We start from the raw sequence: 20692 nt of genomic DNA, 5'->3' as shown, positions 1-20692 counted from the left end.
GAAGGAATAGGGTATTTTTTATGACAAATTTTAACGGCACTATTTTAGAAAACAGTAACATATTATCGATAAACAATAGAGGTTATGCTTACGGTGATGCCCTTTTTGAAACTATCAAGGTTTCTAATGGTCGCATATTGTTTTGGGAAGATCATTACTTTCGATTGATGGCTTCCATGCGTATCATGCGTATGGAGATTCCCATGAACTTTACTATGGAATTTCTTGAAGACCAAATGCTTAAAACTTTAGAGGCTAATGAACTACAAGATACATCAGCAAGAATTAAATTATTGGTTCATAGAAATGAAGGTGGATTGTATTTGCCAAATACCAATACCATTAGTTTTGTAATTACAGCCAAGCAACTTGAAAATCGATTCTACTCGATTAAAGAGAATGCGTATGAAGTGGATTTATTTAAAGACTATTTTATAGCCCCTGGTTTATTATCTACTTTAAAAACAAACAATAAGGCTTTAAATGTCATTGCTAGTATCTATGCCAAGGAAAACAATTTGCAAAACTGCTTGCTCTTAAATACTGACAAACAGGTTGTAGAAGCTTTAAACGGCAATGTATTTCTTGTAAAGGGCAGCACGATAAAAACCCCACCTATTTTAGACGGCTGTTTAAAAGGAATTTTGCGCAAGCAACTTATGGAGATTATAAAAAGTATGCCTGAATATACTTTAGAAGAAACGTCCCTGTCGCCTTTTGAACTTCAACAGGCTGATGAATTATTTATAACCAATGTGATTGTAGGCATTCAACCCATAACGAAGTACAGGAAAAAAGTATTCAAAAACGACGTGTCAACATTGCTTTTAAATGTCTTAAATGAAAAAATAAGTTGAATTAATTGTAATTCGGATTTTCTGGAGCATTGGACCAAATACTGTATTCACCACCAAATTCAAGCATTTTTTCTTTCCAAAAAGATTCATAATCCTTGGCAATAATGTCTTTTTTGTAAATGTTTTCGGTGACTAGCCAAGAGTTTGTTTTCAATTCATTTTCTAATTGATTCACCTCCCAACCAGAATATCCTAAAAAGAATCGAATATCCGTTTCTTTGATTTCATTGTTGGCAATAAGTTCTGCTACATTATTAAAATCGCCTCCCCAAAATACACCTAATGAAATTTCAACACTATTAGGGATTAATTCTGGAACTTTATGAATAAAATATAAATTGTCTTGTTCCACAGGGCCTCCATTATAAACTTTAAAAGGCACTTCAATTTCAGGTACTAAATCGTTAATGGTATATTCTAAAGGCTTATTAAGTATAAAGCCAATAGAACCTTCTTCATTATGGTCTGCTAAAAGGATGATGGAACGATTAAAAGAAGAATCACCTATAATGGTAGGTTCGGCTATTAATAAGTCACCTCTTTTAGGTTTTATAGTTATCATGCCAATGAAATTTTAATTAAATCTAATATTTATTTATTTAAAAAACAATAAAGGGTGTATTTAAAATGAAAAAGCCTTCTAAATTTTAGAAAGCTTTTTTAAATATTAAATAAGTAAACAATTAGTTTACAGCGTTTGATAAATCTGCACCAGCTTTAAACTTAACAACGTTTTTAGCTTTAATTTTGATAGTAGCACCAGTTTGAGGGTTTCTTCCTTCTCTTGCAGCTCTTTTAGAAACTGACCAAGATCCAAATCCAACTAAAGATACTCTTTTGCCTTTTTGTAAAGCACCTTCGATATCGATTAATAAAGAATCTAAAGCTTTTTTTGCAGCTGCTTTAGTGATTCCAGCATTTTCTGCCATTCCGTCGATTAAATCTGTTTTGTTCATAAATATAAAGTTTAATTATTAATAAAAGGTTAAACGTTTTTGTTAAATCCTATTACAAATTTATACGGATTATGCAATCGTGCAAGTAATAACGTGGGAAATCCGCATTATTGTTGATAACTTAACTCATTTGTTAATAAAGGTAGGGCATTTCATCGATTAATTGAAAACATCAATGATACTAAGGGTTTAGAGCATTTTGGCATCCTCTTCAAATTTATAACCATTTAAAAGTGATTTGATGTCCATCGTGCGTTTTCCAGGAAGTTTAATCTCTTTAATAATGATGTATCCATTTTCAACAGCTACTTTTAATTCATTTTTGGTTGAAACAATACTCCCTATGCTTTTGGAATGATGTGAGATTTCTTTTTCGGCTTTATAAATTTTCACATCCAGTTCATCAGTTCCATTAATTAAGGTGCACCAAGCGGCGGGATATGGACTCAATCCACGAATGTGGTTGTAAATAGTGTCTAGTGACCCATTCCAATCTATTTTACAGTTATCCCTGTCCAGTTTATAAGCAGTTTTTATGTTTGCAGGATCTTTTTGCGGAACGGTTTTAGGCTGTCCTTTTTCAATTAATACCACTGTTTTTAAAACCAATTGGCTACCAATCTCCATCAATTTATCATGTAAACTTCCTGCATTTTCTTCGGAATCTATTTGTATTTCTTCTTGAAGAATCATATCGCCTGTATCAATTTTGTCGTCTATAAAAAAGGTAGAAACCCCTGTTTTTGTTTCACCATTAATAATCGCCCAATTAATAGGAGCAGCTCCTCGGTAGTTTGGTAATAACGAAGCGTGCAAATTAAAAGTACCATATTCGGGCATCTTCCAAACGGCTTCTGGTAACATTCTAAAAGCGACTACAATTTGCAGATTGGCGTTTAAGGATTTCAATTCCTGTAAAAAAGCCTCATTTTTTAAATTGGTCGGTTGTAAAATTGTTAGATTTTGCAATGTTGCATATTGTTTTACGGCACTTTCACTCAGTTTTTGTCCGCGGCCTGCTGGTTTATCTGGAGCCGTTATAACGCCAACCACATGATAGTTGTTTTCAACTAGGGTTTTTAATGTAGCCACGGCGAAATCGGGTGTGCCCATAAATACAATCCTTAAATTTTTCATCTGTTGGTATTTTATTGTTTTTTTAATTGTCAGATGCAATTCGCATATTATAATCCCAAAAAAGACAAATGTTTTGGAATGCTCATTTCATAAATGACTTAATTTGTAAGTATTTGTTTTTGTTATCGATATGATGTTATGTTCCAACATTAAGAGTAATACGGGTTTTAGGTCTTTATCCGAAATCCCTAAAGTAGTTTCAATCATCCGAGACGACTGGTCTCCCGTTTCAAGTAATTCAATAATACGGTTTTTTATGGTTTTGGTGTCTTGTGGCGGACTTACTTTTTTAGTATTCGCGCACACCGAACAAATGCCACAAGGTTCTATCTTTTTTTCACCAAAATAGGCGAGTAGCTGCATGCTTTTACAAACCGAATCATTTTCAACATAATCCAACATCGCTTTCACTTGTTGCTGTTTTAGCTCGTTTTGCTGATTGATAATATAAGCAATCCGGTTGATGGTTTTATCATCTTCCCGAGGTTCAATAAACGTTACTTGTGCATCTGTTTTCGCTAAATTTAGCTTAATAATACCATCTTTTTCTAATTGTAGCAAAGCCGAAATCAATTCAGGTTCGGTAACGGATGCTTTTTCCGAAACAATGGACGTATTTATTTTAGTGTCGTGGTCAAAAATACCACCATAAATACGGAGCATGGATTTCACAATAATATTTAAATTTTGATGCCTTTCCAAATAACTAAAAAGTGCATTACTGGCTATGATAAATTGAACCGATATGTTATTTTTAAATTGTTTGGATAACCCTATGACGCTATTTCTATCCAATGCCAGCAACGCATTATAAGAAAGAACACTATTAAAATCATAGGTTTTACAAAACGTATTAAAGTCGAAATCAAACGTTGAATATTCTCCTTCACCATAAGGGATTTGAAAATAATTACACAGTTTTCTATAGACTTGCTTGATGAAATCGACCGTGGGAAGCACATTTAAAAACTGACTTTTCACCATGCCTTCATCACTATTATTCTTTAAAATAACGGCAAAGGCTTTTTCGCCATTTCTGCCAGCCCTACCAGCTTCCTGAAAATAGCTTTCCATACTTTCAGGCAGATTTAAATGGATGACCGTTTTTACATCGGGTTTATCAATGCCCATCCCGAACGCATTGGTAGCAACCATGACTTGTTTTTGGTCGTTCAACCATAAATTCATGTGCAAGTCTTTTTCCGCGTTGGAAAGTCCGCCATGATAATACGTCGCCAAAATCCCTTTCGATTCCAAAAATCCACTCAATTCCAAAGTCAATTTCCGATTCCTGACATAAATAATGGAAGGCGATTTATATTTCTTTAAAATGGTTTCAATCCGATAATATTTATCATCTTCATGACATACCATGTAAGCCAAATTGGGTCTGTAAAACGATTGTTTAAAGACTTTCGGATTGATGAAATCAAGCTCCTTAATAATATCCTCAACCACATTCGGTGTTGCCGATGCCGTCAACGCAATCATATTCACGGTTGGCTGAATCTGCCGTAATAAGGCAATATTTTTATATGCTGGTCTAAAATCGTTTCCCCATTGCGAAATACAATGCGCTTCATCCACTGCAATCAAACTCACGTTCATTTGCTTGATACGTTCTTGCACCAATTCTTGTTGTAACCTTTCGGGAGAGAGGTACAAGAATTTATAATTTCCGTAAATGCAATTATCCAAGAGTGTGTCTAATTGCGCATAACTAATGCCGCTAGTCAACGCCATCGCTTTAATGCCTTTATCTTGTAAGGTTTGTACTTGCTCTTTCATCAAGGCAATTAAGGGCGAAATAACAATACAAATACCCTCTTTAATCAACGCAGGTACTTGAAAACATAGTGATTTTCCGCCACCTGTGGGTAATAATACAAACGTATCTTCACCTTTCAATACGGCATTGATGGCTTCTTCTTGAAAAGGCCTGAATTCTGTAAACTTCCAGTAGCGTTCTAATATGTTTACAGGATGGTCCACTATATGATGTTTAGGGTTTTTAAAATATAATTGGTTCTGTTTTCAACGGTATCAAAAGGCACATCCAACAACTTGTAATCGTATTTTTGATAGGTATTCAATAAATGTTCATGGATTTGCATGGCTTGTCCGAAATCCTCGTAACGTTCATTATCACTGGTATAAATATCTTGCCAAGGTTTTAAAATAAACACATAATCGTATACACAATCTTTACAAGCGTCTGTAAAATGGTTTGGATAATCTTCCCTTTTAAAATCCATGTAAGCAACAATATCAGGCACACCTCTGTCAAAAAAAACAGGATTAGCCGTTTCATTCAGGGCATCTGCATATTGTTGTTTTCGTCCATCTAAAAGACGTTCGCTAAATAGCAACGGATTCGTTAAAAACAATTGTTCAATGCCTTGTTTTTGGGCTTCCAATATAATATCCCTAGAAATTTCTTCAAGACAGGTAAAACCGCGTTGCATCAAGTCGTTTATAATAGATGATTTTCCTGTACCAGGGCCACCTGTAATAACAATTCTTTTCGTATTCAAATGGGTAAGATTTTAGCTGTAAAAATCGGAATTAAAATGAAGACTACCAATTTCGAATTAAAATTATATCAAATCCTATGGCTGCCTCTATAAATTAAATGGAAACTGTATATTTGTAGCTTAGAATTATATTATGAGTACACCGCAAAATTCGGATGAATTTTACAATAAATTAAGAGAGCAATTACGACAAAGCGCCAATTGGCCAGCAGAATATCTATACAAATTCATTATCCCCACAGATGTGCATAAAATAGCCGTTTTAGAAGCTATTTTCGATAATATGGGCGCCGTTATCAATACGACTGAATCTAAAAACGGCAAGTACACCAGTGTTTCCATTAATATTTTAATGAGAAATCCGGATGCTGTCATAGAAAAATACTTGGAAGTTGCAGAAAAAGTGGAAGGCGTCATAAGTCTTTAATTTTTTTTTGTATTTTGCGCATGCATAACGACTACATGCAGAAACATTTAACTCTACACACACTTTAATTTTGACGATAGACGATTTAGAATACAATACCGAGCGTGAACATTTAATCATTCCAGAATATGGTCGCCATATGCAGAAAATGATTCATTACGCTAAAACCCGTGAGACCAAAGAAGAACGCGATAAAGTGGCAAAAGCCATTATTGCAGTTATGGGAAACATGCAACCACATTTACGCGATGTCCCCGATTTCCAACATAAACTTTGGGATCAGCTGTTTATTATGGCCGATTTTGAATTGGATGTCGATTCTCCATATCCAAAACCATCACGGGAATTATTGGCAGAACGTCCTGATCCGTTAAAATATCCACAAAACTTTCCTAAATATCGTTTTTACGGAAACAATATTAAAACGATGATAGACGTTGCCAATACTTGGGACGACGGCGACCTTAAGGAAGCGCTCATTTTTACCATTGCCAACCACATGAAAAAGTGTTTCTTGAATTGGAATAAAGACACCGTGGAAGATGATGTGATTTATGGTCATTTATACGAGCTTTCTGGCGGAAAAATAAATTTACAGAATTCCGAAGAAGATTTGTCCGATGCCACCAGTTTAATGCGTAGTAAAACCAAATTTGCCACCACCAATAACAACAAAAAAGGAGGCCATCATAAAAAGAGTAATTTAAGCAATCGCCCAAGAAAACGTTACTAACCACCACCTATGGGAACATTTAAAATTGAAGGAGGCCACCAACTAAAAGGAAGCATTCAGCCTCAAGGAGCCAAAAATGAAGCGTTACAAATTTTATGTGCCGTACTTCTTACTCCAGACCTTGTCACCATTAATAACATTCCAGATATTGTTGATGTCAATAAACTGATAAGCCTACTTAAAAAGCTGGGCGTTAAAGTTGAAAAAATCAGCAAAGGAACGTATACGTTTCAAGCGGATGACGTTAATTTAAAGTTTTTGGAATCCGACGAATTTAAAGAAGATGGCCGTGGATTACGTGGTTCCATTATGATTGTCGGCCCGATGCTTGCCAGATTCGGTAAAGGTTACATTCCGAAACCGGGCGGTGATAAAATCGGTCGCCGTCGTTTAGATACCCATTTTGAAGGCCTTATTAATTTAGGAGCCAAGTTTAGATATAATAAAGAAGACCAATTTTACGGTGTTGAAGCCGATAGATTAAAAGGTGCGTACATGCTCCTTGAAGAAGCTTCAGTAACAGGAACAGCCAATATTGTGATGGCTGCTGTGCTTGCCGAAGGCAGAACCACCATTTATAACGCTGCTTGCGAACCGTATTTACAGCAATTATGCAAAATGCTTAACCGTATGGGCGCACAAATTAGCGGTGTAGGTTCTAATATGTTGATTATTGATGGTGTTGAAAAATTAACTGGGACGCATCATACCATGTTGCCCGATATGATTGAAATTGGTAGCTGGATTGGTTTGGCGGCGATGACCAAAAGTGAACTGACTATTACCAATGTGTCATGGGACGATTTAGGTATCATTCCAACCGTGTTTAGAAAGTTAGGCATCACCGTTGAAAGACGTGGTGACGATATTCATATTCCAGCGCATACCGATGGCTACGAAATACAAAGTTTTATTGATGGTTCTATTTTAACCATTGCCGATGCCCCTTGGCCAGGATTTACCCCTGATTTATTGAGTATTATTTTGGTTGTGGCGACACAAGCTAGAGGTAGTGTGCTTATTCACCAAAAAATGTTTGAGAGCCGTTTGTTCTTCGTGGATAAATTGATTGATATGGGTGCCAAAATTATTTTGTGTGACCCGCATAGAGCCACTGTGATTGGACACGATTTTAAATCGACTTTAAAAGCGATGACCATGACCTCGCCCGATATTCGTGCTGGTGTGTCGTTATTGATTGCAGCTTTGTCCGCCAAAGGCACATCAATCATACAAAATATCGAGCAGATTGATAGAGGTTACGAAAATATCGATGAACGTTTACGTGCTATTGGTGCTAGGATTGAGAGGTTGGAGTAGGTTGTAGTTTTTATGGGCATAGATTTGAATTGATAAATTTTAATATAGATTATTAGTCTTGAATATAGCTTATATTCTTATTAAGCATAGCTCAAAGTATAAATTGTCGCATTTCTTCAATTGATTCCTGTAATTGCTCATTTGTAAATCGAACATTTTCAACATTCTCAGGATGATGAATTTGATGTCGTATATATTCACTAAGTATTTTTTGTTCTTCAATTATATTTCCACTCCTTTGTCTTTTATATATCATAGTTGATTTTCCAATTTTATAATCGGCCAAAGTTTGTTCACTTTCTATGTAGCCATAAAGTTCATTATGATACTCATCATTTGATTCTCCAAAGGCTAAATAATTTACTTCATTTAAAGATGGATAAGGAAGATTTCCTTTTTCCACATTTATTACTTCTTTACCATTTCCGTTTTTTACAAGCTGAAGATGTTCAAAATCCAATAATTTTACAATTGCAGGACTATGCGTTGTCATAATTACTTGTGTATTAGGTGCATTAGATAATTCAATAAAGGCGGCTATTAGTTTCCTTTGATGACTTGGATGTTGAGAAGTTTCGGGTTCTTCAATGCCATAAATAATGCTTGGAATATTTTCTGCTGTTTTTCTTCTTTCAGCTTCCGCTCTGAAGAAATTTAATAGTATTAATCGTTTAACACCACTTCCTCTTTTATTAATTGGAATATCTTCATCACAAGCTATAGAAACACTTTTAAAGACATCAATCCATTTTAAACTATCAGGGCTTGGAATAATAGGTGTTAAACTTTCCGCTATTTCTGGATTCATTTCATTAAGCTTTTCTAAAGTCTTTGTTGCAACTTCATTTAACTTCTTCTCAACTTCTTTCGCTACCTTATCTAAACTTGCTTTAAGTTCATTGTCTTTTAGAATTTCTTGGACTGCTAATTTCATTGGATTCTGAACTTCATTATCTCCATCACTATTTTTTCTATCAGATTGAAAAAGAGAATATAATGGCATGTAATTCTTTAACTGTTCCCAAGTATTTTTAGCATCTAACTTTGCTAGTTCGATTTCTATTTCTTGGAGTTGTAAATCAGCTGAAAAATGATTCCAAATAGATTTTCTAATTACAGCATTTTTAGTTTTATCAGCACATTCAATTTCTTCTGTAAGCAACTTTTTTAGGTCAGCATTCTTTTTTAATAACAATTCAGAACAATTTGGATTAGTTGGATGGTTTGCTTTAATGAATACTTTTTCTTTCCCTGCATTGGGGTAGTATTTTACGATTTCAAGAGTTCCATCTGTTTGAAGTAGGTATTCATCTGCAAGAGTAGTTGGATTAGTAGCGTCAATTGTTAGTGTGTCAGGAAGTTCTTCAAAAACGACACTGATTTTTATTTCAGAATTTCCATTTTTAAAACATTGTTTATTTATGTCATCTTTGTCAATTTTAATAACACCTTTGTTTTCATTAAAGAATATGTCTAAAGCTTCTAAAATTGAAGATTTTCCAACATCATTTTTTCCAACAAAGACACTCAGATTTCCTAATTCAATTATGGTTTCACTCGTGTATCCTCTAAAATTCTCTAATTTAATTTTCTTAATTTTCATTTGCTATTTTGGTTGATCTTGTTCTAAAAATAGAAAAACAGATTTTAAGCTAATGTAACCTTTCAATTGTAAGAAATCAATATACAGTTATGAGTAGTTTTAAACAATTGTTGTTAATGCTTCTTTATTCGTTAATTCAATGAATCATTAAAATTAGAATGCACAATTTTTAAATGGGAAGGATGTTCTTGTAGATTCTCCTGCAGAATGTTTGCATTTAGGGAATTTATAAATTCTTTAATGGTGGCTATTGGGATTTCAATATATTTTGGAGTTTTAACGTCTTTTTTAAATTCTATTTCTAAAGATTTATTTTCTTCATTAAAATTCAAGCTTTTCAAAATAGAAGGCTTTATATGTATTGGTATCATAGGTTGTTGATTTATAATAAATTATCATCAAATATATCATTGTGAATCTTCATATGAAATACGTACTTGTGAGTATTTTGTATCGAGAACCGTTAAGAGTTATAAAGCTTCTCGATACAAATTTGTTCCGTTGCACTTCACAAATCCACTCGAAGTGACATCTAGGTTATTAATTGTGTTTTTAGTTAGCCTGTCAGTTCGAGTGAAATTCTTTTTCAGAATTTTGTATCGAGAACCGCTATTAGTTGTAAAGCTTCTCGATACAAATTTGTTCCGTTGCACTTCACAAATCCACTCGAAGTGACATCTAGGATAATGATTATGTTTTTAGTTAGCCTGTCAGTTCGAGTGAAATACTGAGGCACGAAGTATTTTGTATCGAGAACCATTACGAGTTAAACTTTTATGGCCAGTATTAATTTAATTCGTGAGTTTTATTTTTATCATATCCAATATGGTATCCAAATCATTTTCAGTTTTTACCTCAATCTGAATCGTCCGACCTTCTGCATATTTTTTCGCCTCGAATAAATCCTTTTTTATAGCATCAGGCAATTGGCTATTAAAAACCAAATCAGATGCTTTATCTCCTAAGGTGAATGCGACTCGGAAATAGTTATCACAAGGCACAATAAACAACACATTTCGTTTTTTAGTAAACATTTTAAGAATCCAACCTGATTTTTGATTGTAAAATTTCCATTCAGGCATAAAATCACCATACGCGCTCTCAATGAATTCCGCGATTTTATCAAGATGGCTTTTGGTCTCTGCCAAATCATAAGTCAACATCTTATCATTAGGTTCCACCAATTTTTCAGTGTAAATACTTGCAGACATCATCCTATGATTTATCTATAGTAACCGTTATACTAAGTTCGGCATTTCTTCACATAAAGACAATCTAAATTTGAACAAAATGTGAGTTCGTTATTTTTCAAAAAAAATGTATCGAGAACTTTAATTAATAAAGCTTCTCGATACAATTTTCTCATCCTTCGAAAATCACTCGAAGTGACATCTAGGGTAATAATTGTGTTTTTAGTTAGTTAGCCTGTCAGTTCGAGTGAAATACGGAGGCACGGAGTATTTTGTATCGAGAACCTTTGTTGAATAAGCTTCCGATTCATTTTATAGATTTAGTTTTACTTCCTTAAACCGTTTTTAAATAATACTTCTTCCTCAGCCAAAACGACACCTTCACCAATAGAATTAAGGCAGGCACTTCCACCAACGGGCCAATAACGCCTGCAAATGCTTGCCCAGAATTGAGTCCGAATACCGCAATGGCTACCGCGATGGCCAATTCAAAATTATTACCTGCTGCCGTAAATGCGACTGCTGCTGTTTTATCATACTCGGCACCCATGGCTTTCGTGACAAAGAACCCAATGATGAACATGACCGTAAAGTAAATAAGCAAGGGGACAGCAATGATTAAAACATCCATCGGGATTTCAACAATCAATTCGCCTTTTAATGAGAACATCACTATAATGGTAAACAAAAGCGCTATTAAGGTTAATGGGGAAATGGTGGGAATGAATTTTTCAGTGTACCATGTTTCACCTTTTAGTTTTACCAATATCAGTCGACTTAATATGCCCAAGGCAAATGGAATTCCCAAATAAATAGCCACACTTTCTGCAATGGTGGCAATGGAAATATCTACAATGGCTCCTTCAAATCCGAAATAGGGAGGAAGTACCGTTATAAAAATCCACGCATAAAAACTATAGGCAAACACTTGAAAAATACTGTTTAATGCGACTAACCCAGCTCCATACTCGCTACTGCCATCGGCTAGGTCGTTCCAGACCAGCACCATGGCAATGCAACGCGCCAAGCCAATTAAAATAAGCCCCACCATATATTCTGGGTAATCCCGCAAAAACGTGATGGCCAAAATAAACATCAACACCGGACCAATGATCCAATTGAGGATTAATGATATTGATAAAATTTTTGTGTTGCGAAATACCTTTGGCAGCAGTGCATAGTTCACTTTTGCCAATGGTGGATACATCATTAAAATAAGCCCGATGGCTATGGGAATGTTAGTTGTGCCACTATTAAAGGAGTTAATGATCTCGGGAAATGATGGCGCAAAATAACCAATACCAACGCCCAATGCCATGGCGATAAAAATCCATAAGGTTAAATAACTATCTAAAAAACTTAATTTTTTATGTGTCGCCATGTTTAAAGATTGATTTTAGAGAATACATAAAACAATTCGGTGGCGATTTGTAAACTACGCTCATTATATTTTTCAGCTTGTTGCGGTGTGCCGTCAAATGCTTTAGGATCTTCAAACGTGATGGGGATGCGCTTTTCTGCACCCACAACAAAGGGGCAGGCTTCGTTTGCCGAATCGCAGGTCATGATGGCTGCAAATTCCGATTTCGGATTAAAATCATCATCCAGCTTTTTTGAAAACCCCATAATAGGATGCTCATTATCCGCATATTTAATGCTGTAAATGGGATTGTTTCCTTCCGACATGGTTTTAATTTGAAAACCTGAATTCTTCAATGTTTTTGCCGCCATAGGAAATAGGGCAGTAGCTTCCGTGCCACCGGAATAGCAAAATACATTTTTTATATTAAAATGAAAGGCTAAGGTTTGTGCCCAAACTTGTGATAAATGACTTCTACGGGAATTGTGCGTACAAATGAAATTGATACGAATCTCCTTGTTGTCATTGACTTTTGTTTGAACAAAATCGATTAATGGTTGCAAGGTTTCTTTGCGTTCTTCGGAAATGGTTTCAACGTTTAATGTGGAAATGATGTGGTCTATTTTTTGGAATACTTTCATGCTTTGTTAATTTTTTTATATGAGGGTTTCTTAGCAACATCCACTGTTTGGTGCACAACACGCTTCTGCCTTGATGTCCGAAAGCTTTACTTTTGGTTTTTGTGAAGGCACGCCGCAATTATCTTTTGCCAAGCAATCGGTTTGTTTGGTGGTCAATAAAAAGTTGGTGCCGTCATAATCCAATCCGAATTTTCCAATGGTGTCTCCTTGATATTCAACTTCTATTTCTAAGTCTGTTATTCCAAGAACCTTTTCTGAAAGTTCGATAATTTTTAATAACTTTTCTGGATGTAACCTATGGTCGTAATCATTGGCATTCCACAGTTGGAAGTTCACGATTTCTTCGTTACGGACTGTGCCACCACAATCGATAAAGTGTTTTGTTATTTTGCCAACTTCGGTCACATGAAAATGGTTAGGCACTAAGTCGCCATTTGGTAATTGAAAAGCTATGTTGCTTGATTGATTTAGAACGGATTTAATTTCTGATAGTTTCATAATGTGAATATTAAATGGTGATTTTATTATATTTGTTTATTGCGATGATACGATGAATGATATTAAATTTTTTTAACAGCACGTTCCTTTTGCGATATCTTGATCTAAAAATTGAAACATGATGTTTTTCATTTTGGCCCAATTATCGGTGTCAATACAATAACACACACTGGTGCCTTCGACGTTTCCTTTAATAAGACCTAAGTGTTTTAGTTCTTTTAGGTGTTGGGAAATGGTGGGTTGGGCGAGTCCGATTTCAGTGACTAAATCACCACAAACACAAGCATTTGTTTTGAATAAGTGCTGTAAAATGGCGACTCTTGCGGGATGACCGAACACTTTTGCTATGAGGGCAATGTCGTTTTGTTCATCGGTGAACATGTCTGTTTTAGTTAAACCCATAATCGTTTATATTGTTTCATTGCAATATTACGATTAATAGATTTAATGAACAAATATTTTTTCTAAAAATTTAGACACGAATTGCACAAATTTTCACAAATTAATTAGTGCTAATTTGTGTAATTCGTGTAAAATAAATAAGCTGTTAACTATCAATAGGAATATTTATTCTTTTAATGATTTCGAAATTACCAAGAAATCATTTTTTAGAACGTCTTTATACTCAAGAAATGTCCAACATAAAATTTTATAAAAGTGACCTTCTGTTTCAACAGAAGTAACAAGCATGTAAAAATCGCCATCTTCATCATTCCAGGTCATTTCCACTTGGGCATGTGGATATCCATTAGATTCAAATTCAACAATTTCAGATAAAACCCTATCGTTAGTAGCTCGATAATCTTTAATAAAATTTTCTAAGAATTCATGCGGGTTTTGAAAAACCATTGCTAAAGAAGTTAGTTCGTCTTTGTTGTCTTCAATAACAATGGTGTACGCTTCTTTTAAAGCATTTTTATATTGCAAGGTTGCAACATCATTTAAATCGAATGTTTTAACCATATAGTTTGGTATATCTAACGTGTAACAATTTCCTGCATTTTTAGTTGAGAAATTTTGAGAAAATGAATTAATTGTAACTGTTGCCAAAAGGATGGTTGTATAAAATAATTTCATAACAAGTTGTTTAGTAAATGAATTGCTAATCTAAATTATTTTTGATTACAATTTAAATATAAAGATTAATTCAATGCCTCTTTATAAGTTTTTAAGCAGCGTTCCCTTGCAAAAGTATGGTCTACCATAGGTTGTGGATAGGTGAGTTCTTGAAATTCTGGCACCCATTTATGGATGTATTTTAAATCCTTATCGAACTTTTCAATTTGCGTCGTGGGATTGAATATTCTAAAATAGGGGGCTGCATCCACGCCACAACCAGCGACCCACTGCCAATTGCCCACATTGCTTGCCATGTCGTAATCATGCAATTTTTCGGCAAAATACGCTTCGCCCCAACGCCAATCGATTAATAAATGTTTGCATAAAAAACTCCCAACGAGCATACGCACCCGGTTGTGCATGAATCCCGTTTCATTAAGTTGTCGCATCCCAGCATCCACCAATGGATAACCCGTTGCGCCTTGGCACCATAATTTGAATTCGGCTTCATTATTTCGCCAAACAATGCGGTCGTACTGCGGTTTAAAACTTTGTGTCGCCGTTTGCGGAAAGTGCCACAATATTTGCATAAAAAATTCGCGCCAAATGAGTTCTTGCCAAAAAATTTCATTGTTTTCCGAAGTCGCTTTTCTAACCATGTCGCGAACACTCACCGTTCCAAAACGTAAATGCGGTCCTAATTTGGAGGTCGAATCTTGGTCAGGGAAATTCCGAGTGGCTTCGTAATTTTGAATGAGTTGCGAATTGACCTTATAATCTGCAATATTTTGCGATGATTTTATAAAACCAATAGCGTTTAAAGTGAGGTTAGGCGCGTCAACATTCTTAATTAAATGTTTAAAATAAGCCTCCGTTTTATAGGTTTCAAGGGTTACGGATTTAAACGTTTGTTTCCATAATTTCATGTATGGCGTGTAAACCACATAAGGCTTGCCATCACTTTTTACAAGCTCATCTTTTTCAAAAATGACTTGGTCTTTATATGTTTTAAATGAAATCTGATGTTTTTCTAACAAGGACTTGATTTCAGCATCCCGTTGTTTGGCATACGGTTCATAATCATGATTGGTGTAAACCGCTTTAATAGTATAGGTTTCTATTAATTTTTTGTAAATATCGAAAGGGTTTCCATGAAATAATGCTAAAGTGCTGTCAAGCTTATTTTGAAGTGTTTCACGCATCGTTTGGAGCGTTTCAAATATAAAAGAAACACGTGCATCATCTTCGGGAAGGAGTTCTAAAATCTGTTTATCAAAAATGAAAATCGGCAATACGTTTTCTTCATTTTTTAAAGCTTCAAAAAAACCTTTATTATCATCTAAACGCAGATCACGACGAAACCAAAAAATGCTAATAGAAGAATTCATAATTTATAATGTACCAAACAGTTCTTCCAGTTTTTTAGTTCGGTAATTGAAGATTTCCTCCAATTTCGGCTTGACCAAAATAGGCTGAACGAGTTGCCCTAAAATTCCGAACGGCACTTTATAATCAATAATGTCTTCCATTTCCACACCGCCATCAATCTCTTTTATAAAATGTTTGTGGTGCCACAAAGCATAAGGTCCAAAACGTTGTTCATCAACAAAATAGTGGCCATCAACCACATGAGTGATTTCGGTCACCCATTTGGTTTTAATGCCTAATATGGGAGTCACAATGTATTGAATAATCTGACCAGCAAACATGGGTCTATCTGCCCCAGATAAAATATCGAAACCCATATAATCGGGTGTGATGGTTTTTAAGTTTTTTGGGTCTGATAAAAATGCCCAAGCTTCCTTTTTTGAAATAGGTAAGAGCTGTTTTTTATAAAGGGTATATACTTTCATTAATTATTAAAAAGAATGTAGGCGTTAAGAGATGTCGCAATACACAACCAAACAAAGTAAGGGAGTATTAAAAGGGATTTTGTTTTGAGCTGTTTCATATAGGTAAACAAAAACACGGCTACTACAATGGTGAGCAAAATAATGTCCAGAAGTCCTAAACTAATCAAGTGTTGATTGAAAAATATAAAATTCCAAGAGACATTCAGTACAAACTGAATGAGAAATAATGTTTTCACTTTGGTGGTTGGTGATTCCGTATACAGATATGCCATATATACTGAAAAACAAACCATTATAAACGACCAAGCCGCCCCAAAAGCCCATCCGGGTGGTGTCCAAGGCGCTTGATTTAAATTGGTGTACCAAGCGGAAGTTGATCCGCCATTCATTAACCATGAGCCAATGGCAAGGGCGCCAAAATTGATGATTAAAAATACAGCAATGGGTTTTAAAATTTTCATTGTAGGTTTTTAACAATTTTAGCATCCATAGGGGTTACGGCTGATAAATAATAATCCACTAAATTACCTTTGCCATCCACCAAATATTTTTGGAAATTCCATTTTACTTCAGAATCCACTTTCCCATTTTTCGATGCTTTTGTTAACCATTGGTATAATGGATGTTGTTTCTCACCTTTCACATCTAATTTCTCGGCCATTAAAAACGTGACGCCATAATTAGCTTGACAGAATTCTTGTATCTCTTTAGCAGTTCCAGATTCTTGATTGGCAAATTGGTTGCAAGGTGCTCCAATAACCATTAAATTACCTTTGTGCGTATCGTATAGTTTTTGTAATTCAGCATATTGCCCCGTAAACCCGCATTTTGAAGCGACATTGACAAACAGAATATGTTTCCCTTTAAATTTATTTAAGTCTATTTGACTGCCATCCAGACCTGTAAGTTTGATGTCGTAGATAGATGTTTTAGGTGCTTGTGCCATGGATTTTGTAGAGACTAAAAGGATTAAACTTAAGAAGATTAATTTTTGCATAAGATTGATTTTATAGGATTAGATTTTGAATGAAACAATGCCACAATCCATTTGGAATATTTGTCCGGATATGGAAGCTGCCTTTTCTGATAATAAAAATACTGCCATTTCTGCAACTTCGTCGGGATTTAAGATTTTTTTAAGAGGGTGGCGTTCTGTAATGGCCTCTACCATTTTGTCGTTACGTAATAATTTGGAAGCCAATTCGGTATCAGTTACAGTTGGTGCGATGGCGTTTATCCTGATGGTTGGTGCTAATTCGGCTCCTAAAGATTTTACCAATCCTTCCACACCCGCTTTGGCCGTGGCAATAGAGGCATGAAAAGGCATTCCCAATTTTGCGGCCACCGTACTAAAAAGAATGATGGCAGGTTTCTCACCATTTTTCAAAATCGGCAAATACTTGTGAATTGCTTTAACGGCTCCTAAAACATTGATTTCAAAATCTTCCTTAAACTCATCGATGCTTAATCGGGATATGGGTTTTAAATTGATGCTGCCCGGACAATAAATCAAGCCATCCGCTTTTTCAATATCAGGAAGATCGTCTTTTGTAATATCACAACTGTAATGTATTAAATGATTGTGAGTCAGCTGCGGGCTACTTCTGCTGATATTAATAATCTTATGAGTGTTTACTAATGCATTTACAATGGAATTTCCGATTCCTTTGCTACCGCCAATTATTAATATCGTTTTCATTTTAATTTATGGTCGTCCCTTAAGACGCTTTTCTATTTTTTGTTTGATGGCAGTCAGTCGTTTCATAATATCCATTAATTTGGGGTCTTTTTCGGTTTTATAAACCGTATTCAAATCCAAAATAAGATCTTTTACTTCTCTTGATGCCTCTATGCGTTCGCTAGTGGTTTTAAAAACTTGTTTGCGTTGTTCAAATTCTAAAGCTTTGTTAACAATATCCATAATGTTCTGTCTAAATATTATTTATTTTTTTATCTGCTTGCGACTTTTTTGCCACAATTTACCAATATAATAAATTATAGGATATTTCCTTTGTTTTAAGAGGATATATTAAGTAAATATTAGCATTTTAGTTTTGTCAACAACGTTTTGATATCCTGTTATTGGAAATCTGTTTTTGCCTAGAACATTTAAATCTTCCTAATTCAAAGCTTCTCAATTTTTCATGTTTCGTAGCACGACCTTGTACACGCTTACGCCATCTTTTAAAACTATTCGGTTTCAGTTCGTTTCGCATCAATTCAATAACCTCTTGTTCATTAATCTGAAACTGAAATTTAATGGCTTCAAAAGTGGTTCGGTCTTCCCAAGCCATTTCTACGATTCTATCCCTATCCATTTCTGATAAAACCATCATAAACCTTGAAAATTGTATTGGGCTTCATGTTCTATTTTTTTATCCAAAAGCTTATCAAAAAAGGATTTATTTTCTTTAAACATATTATTATTTCTGAATTTAATAAAACGACCTTGCGCATGAATACTGCTTCCGTTGGTTTTATAAATCACTAATTGATAGTAAGGAATGACCCAAGTAAAATTACTCAACCCTTTGTTGATGTATATGAGAATGCCGCGTGAACGCATTTCAATATTGGCATAATTAACATCGGAAATGATGTTGGTATATGTTTTCATATTCGGACTAACTTCATCAATAATCATACGTTTAGAACCAATGCCTTTCATTTTAAGCGACTGTAAAAAAGAATAGCGTTTTCCAACCAAATCGTTGATTAGGTTTTCGTGTTCTTTGTTTTTATGTGTGGTGTCTAATACCATATCCAAATATACATCAAATTTACTAAATGTTTAATATTTTTTGATATATGTTAAACAAAAAATTAACATTTATATATGAATTTTTGAAAAAATAATAATATCATTTACGCTTACTGAGGGTATGCTTTTTTAAAATGCGAAGGCTTTCATTTTTTACGAGCATGTTTTTTTGAAGATTCCAAAGCGTGGTACTCGCTCTTTTTCTACTTGCTTGAATGTCCACAATGGGATAAGGGTAATCGATTCCCAATCTCACATTGTAAAAACGTTGTTCCATCTCGGTCATTAAATAAGGTTCATGAGCAAAAGGTGTGTCTAAGTCTTTCAGCTCAGGCACCCATTTTTTTATGAATATCGCTTCTGGGTCGTGCTCTAAGCCATTTTTTATGGGATTGTAAATTCTAAGGGTATTGATGCCCGTTTCACCAGCTTGCATTTGTAGTTGTGGAAAATGGATGCCGGGTTCAAAATCCAAAAACTGTTGTGATAAATGTTTGCTGGCTTCTTGCCATGGTTGCCATAAATTGTGTGTGAAAAACGAAACCACCAAAGCACGCATTCTAAAATTTAAATACCCCGTTTCGTTCAAACAACGCATGCAGGCATCTACCAACGGTACGCCAGTTTTTCCCGTTTTCCAAGCCTCTTGATACTGTTTAGACAAGTCTTTTCTGAGTTCATGATAACCTTTGTTGATACTTTCCGTTTCCATGGTGTGCTCCATTTCGAACTTTTGAATAAAATGGGCTTGCCATTTGAGCCTGGACAAAAATGCTTCCAATTGTTTTTTGTTTGATGAGGAAACATTCAAATCCAAAGCCGATTTAAAAACTTGCCGCACCGAAAGATTTCCCCAAGCTAAGTAGGGAGAAAGTCTGCTACATGATTTTCTGGCGTCCAATGGTTTTGAGATGGAAAACATGTAATTTTTGTAGCGACTGTTTAAAAAAGATTCTAAATATTTAAGCCCGGTAGTTGTCCCGCCTTTTTGAAAATTGGTTGTTTTTGGAGTTGACAAAGATACGGTTTGGCATTCTTGTTCTAGGATGGCAATGTCTTCAGTCGATAAGAACTGTTCTGTTTTTGGGTGAAATTCACATAATGGCATATTCATAAAGGTTTCCCATTTCTCTGCCCATTGTTCTCTGTTTTGCAAGCCCCTGTAAATCCCATTATTAATGTTTTCCTGCCAATCGATAAAATTGTTTTTACAAAATCGTTTGAAAATTTTATCCCTATTGAATGTTACCAAAATACCTGTCTCTTGATGTGAAAATACATTCACAACTTTGAAGTGGGTTTGGATTCTATTAAATGCGGAAATAATATCTGTTTGTATGGCTAAAACTTTGGTATTGAATTGGCTTAGCCTAGCATTCATATCTTCTAATGATTGTTTGATAAAATTCCAATGGCGCTCGCTGTAATGTGGGTCGTCTAGCAACATGGTTTCAAACACATATAATACCAGTACACGATTGTCCGAAGCCAACGCATTTTGGATGGCTTCATTATCATCCAAGCGTAAGTCACGTTTCAGCCAAACAACGGAAATAGGTTCTTTATCAGTAGGCATCTTGATGTTCTATAATATTAGGTTTTTAAATCCGTAGCCTATTGTTTTATAAGGCTTTGCGTTTACGGCATCGATCACTACAATATTTGACAGATTCCCAATTCTTTTCCCATTTTTTTCGCCATGTAAATGGCAATTGACAAACAACACATGTTTTTTGAGGTAGGTGTTGTTTTTTAATCATGTT

The 20692-nt window shown here is 34.9% G+C and carries 27 protein-coding genes; 4 read left to right on the top strand and 23 right to left on the bottom strand.

The features are described 5' to 3' along the window. The first annotated feature begins 20 nt into the window (after window positions 1-20). Complete coding sequence (locus CDH49_RS06605) at window positions 21-857, top strand: aminotransferase class IV (protein ID WP_100614691.1); 837 nt, start codon at window positions 21-23, stop codon at window positions 855-857. Between the two features lies 1 nt (window position 858). Here the strand turns inward: CDH49_RS06605 and CDH49_RS06600 are convergent, their stop codons facing one another. The 5 genes from CDH49_RS06600 to CDH49_RS06580 form a co-directional block, all read right to left on the bottom strand. Continuing rightward, window positions 859-1419 (bottom strand): YqgE/AlgH family protein, encoded by a 561-nt coding sequence (locus CDH49_RS06600; RefSeq protein WP_100614689.1) that lies wholly within the window; start codon window positions 1417-1419, stop codon window positions 859-861. A gap of 121 nt (window positions 1420-1540) precedes the next feature. Then, the gene (locus CDH49_RS06595; protein WP_100611319.1) at window positions 1541-1813 is read right to left on the bottom strand and encodes an HU family DNA-binding protein; all 273 of its coding nucleotides are present in this window, start codon (window positions 1811-1813) and stop codon (window positions 1541-1543) included. A gap of 189 nt (window positions 1814-2002) precedes the next feature. Further along, the gene (fmt, locus tag CDH49_RS06590) at window positions 2003-2950 is read right to left on the bottom strand and encodes a methionyl-tRNA formyltransferase (RefSeq protein WP_100614687.1); all 948 of its coding nucleotides are present in this window, start codon (window positions 2948-2950) and stop codon (window positions 2003-2005) included. 87 nt (window positions 2951-3037) lie between these two features. Beyond that, window positions 3038-4942, bottom strand: a complete 1905-nt coding sequence (locus CDH49_RS06585; protein ID WP_100614685.1) for a RecQ family ATP-dependent DNA helicase — start codon at window positions 4940-4942, stop codon at window positions 3038-3040. Continuing rightward, the gene (locus tag CDH49_RS06580) at window positions 4942-5484 is read right to left on the bottom strand and encodes an AAA family ATPase (protein WP_100614683.1); all 543 of its coding nucleotides are present in this window, start codon (window positions 5482-5484) and stop codon (window positions 4942-4944) included. The genes CDH49_RS06585 and CDH49_RS06580 overlap by 1 nt, the downstream gene beginning before the upstream one ends. 133 nt (window positions 5485-5617) lie before the next feature. Between CDH49_RS06580 and CDH49_RS06575 the strand changes: the two genes are divergently transcribed. The 3 genes from CDH49_RS06575 to murA all read left to right on the top strand — a co-directional run bounded on the left by CDH49_RS06575 (window position 5618) and on the right by murA (window position 7964). After that, entirely contained in the window at window positions 5618-5911 is a 294-nt protein-coding gene (locus CDH49_RS06575) for a DUF493 family protein (RefSeq protein WP_100611322.1), read from the top strand. A 70-nt stretch (window positions 5912-5981) separates the two neighbouring features. Beyond that, the gene (locus tag CDH49_RS06570) at window positions 5982-6644 is read left to right on the top strand and encodes a DUF4290 domain-containing protein (protein ID WP_100614681.1); all 663 of its coding nucleotides are present in this window, start codon (window positions 5982-5984) and stop codon (window positions 6642-6644) included. A 9-nt stretch (window positions 6645-6653) separates the two neighbouring features. Then, window positions 6654-7964 (top strand): UDP-N-acetylglucosamine 1-carboxyvinyltransferase, encoded by a 1311-nt coding sequence (murA, locus tag CDH49_RS06565; protein WP_100614680.1) that lies wholly within the window; start codon window positions 6654-6656, stop codon window positions 7962-7964. A gap of 91 nt (window positions 7965-8055) precedes the next feature. Here the strand turns inward: murA and CDH49_RS06560 are convergent, their stop codons facing one another. The 18 genes from CDH49_RS06560 to CDH49_RS06475 form a co-directional block, all read right to left on the bottom strand. Beyond that, window positions 8056-9567 (bottom strand): ATP-binding protein, encoded by a 1512-nt coding sequence (locus CDH49_RS06560; RefSeq protein WP_100614678.1) that lies wholly within the window; start codon window positions 9565-9567, stop codon window positions 8056-8058. 131 nt (window positions 9568-9698) lie between these two features. Continuing rightward, complete coding sequence (locus CDH49_RS06555) at window positions 9699-9938, bottom strand: hypothetical protein (protein WP_100614676.1); 240 nt, start codon at window positions 9936-9938, stop codon at window positions 9699-9701. 420 nt (window positions 9939-10358) lie between these two features. Continuing rightward, complete coding sequence (locus CDH49_RS06550; protein WP_157805280.1) at window positions 10359-10778, bottom strand: DUF3788 family protein; 420 nt, start codon at window positions 10776-10778, stop codon at window positions 10359-10361. Window positions 10779-11091: 313 nt separating this feature from the next. Beyond that, complete coding sequence (gene arsB / locus CDH49_RS06545; RefSeq protein WP_100614673.1) at window positions 11092-12138, bottom strand: ACR3 family arsenite efflux transporter; 1047 nt, start codon at window positions 12136-12138, stop codon at window positions 11092-11094. A 2-nt stretch (window positions 12139-12140) separates the two neighbouring features. Continuing rightward, window positions 12141-12758, bottom strand: a complete 618-nt coding sequence (locus CDH49_RS06540; protein ID WP_100614671.1) for a low molecular weight phosphatase family protein — start codon at window positions 12756-12758, stop codon at window positions 12141-12143. A gap of 30 nt (window positions 12759-12788) precedes the next feature. Further along, a complete protein-coding gene (locus tag CDH49_RS06535) occupies window positions 12789-13256 on the bottom strand; it encodes a DUF6428 family protein (protein ID WP_100614668.1) in 468 nt (155 codons plus the stop codon). A 72-nt stretch (window positions 13257-13328) separates the two neighbouring features. After that, window positions 13329-13658 (bottom strand): ArsR/SmtB family transcription factor, encoded by a 330-nt coding sequence (locus tag CDH49_RS06530; protein ID WP_100614666.1) that lies wholly within the window; start codon window positions 13656-13658, stop codon window positions 13329-13331. Window positions 13659-13823: 165 nt separating this feature from the next. Further along, window positions 13824-14333, bottom strand: a complete 510-nt coding sequence (locus tag CDH49_RS06525; protein ID WP_204524802.1) for a hypothetical protein — start codon at window positions 14331-14333, stop codon at window positions 13824-13826. A gap of 65 nt (window positions 14334-14398) precedes the next feature. Beyond that, a complete protein-coding gene (locus CDH49_RS06520) occupies window positions 14399-15703 on the bottom strand; it encodes a cryptochrome/photolyase family protein (protein WP_100614664.1) in 1305 nt (434 codons plus the stop codon). A 3-nt stretch (window positions 15704-15706) separates the two neighbouring features. Continuing rightward, on the bottom strand, window positions 15707-16168 hold the full coding sequence (locus CDH49_RS06515; protein ID WP_100614662.1) for an SRPBCC family protein: 462 nt from the start codon (window positions 16166-16168) through the stop codon (window positions 15707-15709). Next, window positions 16168-16629, bottom strand: coding sequence for a TspO/MBR family protein (locus CDH49_RS06510; RefSeq protein ID WP_100614660.1), 462 nt, complete (start codon window positions 16627-16629; stop codon window positions 16168-16170). The genes CDH49_RS06515 and CDH49_RS06510 overlap by 1 nt, the downstream gene beginning before the upstream one ends. After that, window positions 16626-17165, bottom strand: a complete 540-nt coding sequence (locus CDH49_RS06505; protein ID WP_100614658.1) for a glutathione peroxidase — start codon at window positions 17163-17165, stop codon at window positions 16626-16628. Before CDH49_RS06505 ends, CDH49_RS06510 begins: the two co-directional genes overlap by 4 nt. Window positions 17166-17183: 18 nt before the next feature. Beyond that, complete coding sequence (locus CDH49_RS06500; RefSeq protein ID WP_100614656.1) at window positions 17184-17867, bottom strand: SDR family NAD(P)-dependent oxidoreductase; 684 nt, start codon at window positions 17865-17867, stop codon at window positions 17184-17186. Window positions 17868-17873: 6 nt separating this feature from the next. Next, complete coding sequence (locus CDH49_RS06495; RefSeq protein WP_100614655.1) at window positions 17874-18089, bottom strand: hypothetical protein; 216 nt, start codon at window positions 18087-18089, stop codon at window positions 17874-17876. Between the two features lie 136 nt (window positions 18090-18225). Continuing rightward, window positions 18226-18501 carry a TIGR03643 family protein gene (locus tag CDH49_RS06490; RefSeq protein WP_100614909.1) on the bottom strand — a complete coding sequence of 92 codons (276 nt, stop codon included), beginning with the start codon at window positions 18499-18501 and terminating at the stop codon, window positions 18226-18228. Further along, window positions 18501-18929 (bottom strand): hypothetical protein, encoded by a 429-nt coding sequence (locus tag CDH49_RS06485; RefSeq protein ID WP_100614653.1) that lies wholly within the window; start codon window positions 18927-18929, stop codon window positions 18501-18503. Before CDH49_RS06485 ends, CDH49_RS06490 begins: the two co-directional genes overlap by 1 nt. A 100-nt stretch (window positions 18930-19029) precedes the next feature. Further along, on the bottom strand, window positions 19030-20505 hold the full coding sequence (locus tag CDH49_RS06480; protein ID WP_100614652.1) for a cryptochrome/deoxyribodipyrimidine photo-lyase family protein: 1476 nt from the start codon (window positions 20503-20505) through the stop codon (window positions 19030-19032). A 46-nt stretch (window positions 20506-20551) separates the two neighbouring features. After that, a complete protein-coding gene (locus CDH49_RS06475; RefSeq protein WP_204524807.1) occupies window positions 20552-20686 on the bottom strand; it encodes a DUF2256 domain-containing protein in 135 nt (44 codons plus the stop codon). Window positions 20687-20692: the final 6 nt, after the last annotated feature.

This window comes from Confluentibacter citreus (assembly GCF_002807055.1).
Lineage (GTDB): Bacteria > Bacteroidota > Bacteroidia > Flavobacteriales > Flavobacteriaceae > Confluentibacter > Confluentibacter citreus.
Note: the sequence above shows the minus strand (reverse complement) of the source record. Positions and strands in the feature narration are given on the sequence as shown.

Coding starts and splice junctions, on each gene's coding strand:
- CDH49_RS06605 (WP_100614691.1), top strand. CDS start 21: ATGACAAATTTTAACGGCACTATTTTAGAAAACAGTAACATATTATCG.
- CDH49_RS06600 (WP_100614689.1), bottom strand. CDS start 1,419: ATGATAACTATAAAACCTAAAAGAGGTGACTTATTAATAGCCGAACCT.
- CDH49_RS06595 (WP_100611319.1), bottom strand. CDS start 1,813: ATGAACAAAACAGATTTAATCGACGGAATGGCAGAAAATGCTGGAATC.
- fmt (WP_100614687.1), bottom strand. CDS start 2,950: ATGAAAAATTTAAGGATTGTATTTATGGGCACACCCGATTTCGCCGTG.
- CDH49_RS06575 (WP_100611322.1), top strand. CDS start 5,618: ATGAGTACACCGCAAAATTCGGATGAATTTTACAATAAATTAAGAGAG.
- murA (WP_100614680.1), top strand. CDS start 6,654: ATGGGAACATTTAAAATTGAAGGAGGCCACCAACTAAAAGGAAGCATT.
- CDH49_RS06560 (WP_100614678.1), bottom strand. CDS start 9,567: ATGAAAATTAAGAAAATTAAATTAGAGAATTTTAGAGGATACACGAGT.
- CDH49_RS06555 (WP_100614676.1), bottom strand. CDS start 9,938: ATGATACCAATACATATAAAGCCTTCTATTTTGAAAAGCTTGAATTTT.
- CDH49_RS06550 (WP_157805280.1), bottom strand. CDS start 10,778: ATGTCTGCAAGTATTTACACTGAAAAATTGGTGGAACCTAATGATAAG.
- arsB (WP_100614673.1), bottom strand. CDS start 12,138: ATGGCGACACATAAAAAATTAAGTTTTTTAGATAGTTATTTAACCTTA.
- CDH49_RS06540 (WP_100614671.1), bottom strand. CDS start 12,758: ATGAAAGTATTCCAAAAAATAGACCACATCATTTCCACATTAAACGTT.
- CDH49_RS06535 (WP_100614668.1), bottom strand. CDS start 13,256: ATGAAACTATCAGAAATTAAATCCGTTCTAAATCAATCAAGCAACATA.
- CDH49_RS06530 (WP_100614666.1), bottom strand. CDS start 13,658: ATGGGTTTAACTAAAACAGACATGTTCACCGATGAACAAAACGACATT.
- CDH49_RS06525 (WP_204524802.1), bottom strand. CDS start 14,333: ATGAAATTATTTTATACAACCATCCTTTTGGCAACAGTTACAATTAAT.
- CDH49_RS06520 (WP_100614664.1), bottom strand. CDS start 15,703: ATGAATTCTTCTATTAGCATTTTTTGGTTTCGTCGTGATCTGCGTTTA.
- CDH49_RS06515 (WP_100614662.1), bottom strand. CDS start 16,168: ATGAAAGTATATACCCTTTATAAAAAACAGCTCTTACCTATTTCAAAA.
- CDH49_RS06510 (WP_100614660.1), bottom strand. CDS start 16,629: ATGAAAATTTTAAAACCCATTGCTGTATTTTTAATCATCAATTTTGGC.
- CDH49_RS06505 (WP_100614658.1), bottom strand. CDS start 17,165: ATGCAAAAATTAATCTTCTTAAGTTTAATCCTTTTAGTCTCTACAAAA.
- CDH49_RS06500 (WP_100614656.1), bottom strand. CDS start 17,867: ATGAAAACGATATTAATAATTGGCGGTAGCAAAGGAATCGGAAATTCC.
- CDH49_RS06495 (WP_100614655.1), bottom strand. CDS start 18,089: ATGGATATTGTTAACAAAGCTTTAGAATTTGAACAACGCAAACAAGTT.
- CDH49_RS06490 (WP_100614909.1), bottom strand. CDS start 18,501: ATGGTTTTATCAGAAATGGATAGGGATAGAATCGTAGAAATGGCTTGG.
- CDH49_RS06485 (WP_100614653.1), bottom strand. CDS start 18,929: ATGGTATTAGACACCACACATAAAAACAAAGAACACGAAAACCTAATC.
- CDH49_RS06480 (WP_100614652.1), bottom strand. CDS start 20,505: ATGCCTACTGATAAAGAACCTATTTCCGTTGTTTGGCTGAAACGTGAC.